Source organism: Streptomyces carpinensis, assembly GCF_002154505.1.
Lineage (GTDB): Bacteria > Actinomycetota > Actinomycetes > Streptomycetales > Streptomycetaceae > Streptomyces > Streptomyces carpinensis.
On sequence record NZ_MUBM01000436.1, the window covers coordinates 1 to 4,271 of the forward strand.

The window sequence follows — 4,271 nt, forward strand, 5'->3', positions numbered from 1 at the left end:
GACAGGGGGGACAGGAGGACACGTGGGGGGACAGGGGCCTGGCGGACACTGACAGCGGTCGGGCCCATCGGTGATCACTGCGACGCTTTCCGGGCGGTGCCGAGATGAGCGAAGACCTGGCGGGCCGGTTCCTGATCACCCTGGACCTCGACGGGGTCACGGACAAGGCGGCCCTGATGGACCGTGCCGTCCGGGACCTGGCGCTGCCCGACTGGTTCGGCCGCAACTGGGACGCGCTGGCCGACTCGCTCTCCGACCACACCGTCTGGCCCGAGGCGGCCGTCGCACAGGGGCTGCTGCTCGTCGTACGGGGCTGGCGCGCGTACGCCGAGGCGAACCCCGACGAGTGGCGCACGGCGCGGGAGGTGTTCGCCGAGGCGGCGGACCGCACTCCGGCGCTCACCGTCGCCCTGACCCTTGGAGGATCGTCCTAACGCCCCTCTGACCAGCCTGGATGTTAGGACAGGGCCTGACAGTGGTCCCGTCATGGGACAATGAAGTACGTGCTCTTTCCCCCTGGCAGACCTGCCGGGGGTCACCTCTGATCGACTGGGATGTGCAGCACGTGCGTTTCCTCAATGACATCCAGCCCGCGTACGACCTGACGTACGACGACGTGTTCATGGTGCCGAGCCGCAGCGCGGTCGGCTCGCGTCAGGGCGTGGACCTCAGCTCGCCGGACGGCACGGGCACCACCATCCCGCTCGTCGTCGCCAACATGACCGCCATCGCCGGCCGCCGCATGGCCGAGACCGTGGCCCGACGCGGCGGCCTCGTGGTCATCCCGCAGGACATCCCGATCGACGTGGTCACCGACGTCGTCTCCTGGGTGAAGAGCCGCCACCTGGTGCTGGACACCCCGATCGTGCTGGCCCCGCACCAGACCGTGGCCGACGCCCTGGCCCTGCTGCCCAAGCGGGCGCACAACGCCGGTGTGGTCGTCGACGAGCAGCAGCGGCCCGTCGGCGTCGTCACCGACGCAGACCTGCGCGGTGTCGACCGCTTCACCCAGCTCGAAGTGGTCATGTCCAAGGACCTGCTCCTGCTGGACGCCGACATCGATCCGCGCGAGGCCTTCAACACCCTCGACGCGCACAACCGGCGCTACGCCCCCGCCGTCGACAAGGACGGCAGGCTCGCCGGCATCCTCACCCGCAAGGGCGCGCTGCGCGCCACGCTGTACACCCCGGCCGTCGACGCGAACGGCAGGCTGCGCGTCGCCGCGGCGGTCGGCATCAACGGCGATGTGGCCGGCAAGGCCAAGCAGCTGCTCGACGCGGGCGTGGACACGCTCGTCATCGACACCGCACACGGCCACCAGGAGTCGATGATCACCGCCATCAAGCTGGTGCGCGCCCTCGACCCCCAGGTGCCCATCGCCGCGGGCAACATCGTCTCCGCCGAGGGCGTCAAGGACCTGATCGAAGCGGGCGCGGACATCGTGAAGGTGGGTGTGGGCCCCGGCGCCATGTGCACCACCCGGATGATGACCGGCGTGGGCCGGCCGCAGTTCTCCGCGGTCCTGGAGTGCGCCGCCGAGGCGAAGAAGTACGGCAAGCACGTGTGGGCCGACGGCGGTGTCCGCCACCCGCGCGACGTGGCCATGGCGCTGGCCGCCGGCGCGTCCAACGTGATGGTCGGCTCGTGGTTCGCGGGGACGTACGAGTCGCCGGGCGACCTCCAGCACGACGCGAGCGGACGCGCCTACAAGGAGTCGTTCGGCATGGCCTCCGCGCGCGCGGTGCGCAACCGCACCTCGGAGGAGTCGGCGTACGACCGCGCCCGCAAGGGCCTGTTCGAGGAGGGCATCTCCACCTCCCGCATGTTCCTCGACCCGGCCCGCCCGGGAGTCGAGGACCTGATCGACTCGATCATCGCGGGCGTCCGCTCCTCCTGCACCTACGCCGGTGCCGGTTCCCTGGAGGAGTTCGCCGACAAGGCCATCGTCGGCATCCAGAGCGCGGCCGGCTACGCCGAGGGCAAGCCGCTGCACGCCAGCTGGACCTGAGCCCCTTCCGCACGGCCCCCGCTGTCCCGGTGACGGGAGAGCGGGGGCCGTCGGCATGCCCGGCACTCCGGGACAGTTGCGCCGCTGTCGTACGCAACGGTCGAAAGCGCCCGCGCAACGAACACCCGCGCAGTCCCGTGGAACGCAACGATCTTGCGGAGGTGCGCAAGGTTGCTGCATTACGCCCGTGAAGCCCGGCCTCGTAGGGTCTGCGCTGTACGTGGCGTGGCAGGGACCCCGCTCGGTGGGTCCCCGAGGGACGGGCCACCGGTCCCGGCCGCTCGAAGACCCGCAGCGACAAGGAGCCGCGCGTGCTCGACCAAGGCGCACCCCCGCAGAACCGCAGAACCACCGTCCCCCTGTCCGCAGGCGCCCGCCTGATGCGTCGCAAGCCAGTGGAACGCCTGGTCGCGGAGGGCGGCCAGGGCGAGGGCGGCACCCTGCGGCGATCCCTGGGGCTGTGGCAGCTCACCATGATCAGTATCGGTGCCACCCTGGGCACCGGCATCTTCGTGGTCCTCGGCGAGGCCGTCCCCAAGGCCGGTCCCGCCGTCACGCTCTCCTTCGTGATCGCCGGTCTCACGGCACTCTTCTCGGCCCTGTCCTACGCCGAGCTGGCGGGCAGCATCCCGGTCTCCGGCTCCTCGTACTCGTACGCATACGCAACGATGGGCGAGCTGATCGCCTGGGTGTGCGGCTGGTGCCTGGTCCTGGAGTACGGCGTGTCGGTGGCCGCCGTAGCCGTCGGCTGGGGCGAGTACCTCAACGAGCTGCTCAAGGGCACCCTCGGCGTCACCATCCCCGCCGCCCTGTCCGCGCCGCCCGGCGACGGCGGCGTCTTCAATCTGCCGGCGCTGATCGTCGTCCTGCTGGCGATGGTCTTCCTGATGGGCGGCGCCAAGGAGTCCGCGCGGGCCAACACGATCATGGTCTGTGTGAAGATCGCCGCGTTGGTGCTGTTCTGCGCCATCGGCGTCCAGGGCTTCCGCTCCGGCAACTACTCCCACTTCATGCCTCTCGGCATGAGCGGCGTCAGCGCGGCGGGCGCGACGCTGTTCTTCTCCTACATCGGCTTCGACGCCGCCTCCACCGCCGGTGAGGAGGCAAGGGACGCCCAGCGCGACCTCCCCCGCGCGATCATGCTGTCGCTGGTCATCGTCACCGCCCTGTACGTGCTCGTCGCCGCCGTCGCCGTGGGCGCCAAGCCGTGGCGGAAGTTCAACGACTCCGAGGCGGCCCTCGCCGAGATCATGCGCGAGGTCACCGGCCAGAGCTTCTGGGGCACCCTGCTGGCGTTCTGCGCGGTCATCGCCATCGCCAGCGTGGTCCTGACCGTGCTGTACGGCCAGACCCGCATCCTGTTCGCGATGTCCCGCGACGGCCTCGTGCCCAAGGTGTTCTCCCGCGTCCATGCGAAGTCCGGGGCGCCCCGCGCCAACACGGTGATCGTCTCCCTGTTCTGCGGGGTGCTGGCCGCCGCCATCCCGCTGGGCCAGCTCGCCGACGCCACCAGCATCGGCACCCTCTTCGCCTTCGCGCTCGTCAATGTGGCCGTTGTGGTGCTGCGCCGGACCCGCCCGGACATGCGCCGCACCTTCCGGGTGCCGCTGTCGCCGGTGCTGCCCGCGGTGGGCTTCCTCCTCTGCCTCTGGATGATGGGCAGCCTGTCCACCGTCACCTGGGTGGTCTTCGGAGTCTGGATGGCGGTCGGGCTCGTGTTCTACTTCGGGTACGGCTACCGCCGTTCCCGTCTCGCGGCTCCGCAGAGCCTCGCGACGGCGGAGAAGTGACCGAGCCCGATCCCGAAGAAGTGACCCACACCCCGTGCTGAACGATCTCGACGAACGCATCGTGCACGCCCTCGCCGAGGACGCCCGCCGCTCCTACGCGGACATCGGGCAGCTCGTCGGCCTGTCCGCGCCCGCCGTGAAGCGGCGCGTGGACCGGCTGCGCGCCACCGGAGCCATCACCGGCTTCACCGTCCGCGTCGACCCGGCCGCCCTCGGCTGGGAGACGGAGGGGTACGTCGAGATCTACTGCCGGCGCAACACCTCGCCGGAGACCATCCAGCGCGGCCTGGAGCGCTACCAGGAGGTCGTGTCCGCGTCCACCGTCACCGGGGACGCGGACGCGATCGCCCAGGTCTTCGCCGCCGACATGCGCCACTTCGAGCGCGTCCTGGAACGCATCGCCGGCGAGCCGTTCGTGGAGCGGACCAAGTCCGTGCTGGTCCTGTCCCCGCTGCTGCGCCGCTTCTCCTCGG

General features: G+C 70.7%; 4 protein-coding genes. All 4 read left to right on the forward strand.

Going from position 1 to position 4,271, the window contains the following annotated elements; translation table 11 throughout:
• Nucleotides 1-104 precede the first annotated feature (104 nt).
• The gene (locus BZY54_RS42255; protein WP_086730676.1) at nt 105-434 is read left to right on the forward strand and encodes a barstar family protein; all 330 of its coding nucleotides are present in this window, start codon (nt 105-107) and stop codon (nt 432-434) included.
• A 131-nt stretch (nt 435-565) separates the two neighbouring features.
• Nucleotides 566-2,008 (forward strand): GuaB1 family IMP dehydrogenase-related protein, encoded by a 1,443-nt coding sequence (locus BZY54_RS42260; RefSeq protein WP_167414162.1) that lies wholly within the window; start codon nt 566-568, stop codon nt 2,006-2,008.
• A 311-nt stretch (nt 2,009-2,319) separates the two neighbouring features.
• Complete coding sequence (locus BZY54_RS42265) at nt 2,320-3,798, forward strand: amino acid permease (RefSeq protein ID WP_086730678.1); 1,479 nt, start codon at nt 2,320-2,322, stop codon at nt 3,796-3,798.
• Nucleotides 3,799-3,832: 34 nt separating this feature from the next.
• On the forward strand, nt 3,833-4,271 hold a 439-nt coding region (locus BZY54_RS42270), incomplete at its 3' end, for an Lrp/AsnC family transcriptional regulator (protein WP_086730679.1).

Bases quoted from the DNA above. Each gene is read 5' to 3' on its own strand.
- BZY54_RS42255 (WP_086730676.1), top strand. From the start codon at position 105: ATGAGCGAAGACCTGGCGGGCCGGTTCCTGATCACCCTGGACCTCGAC.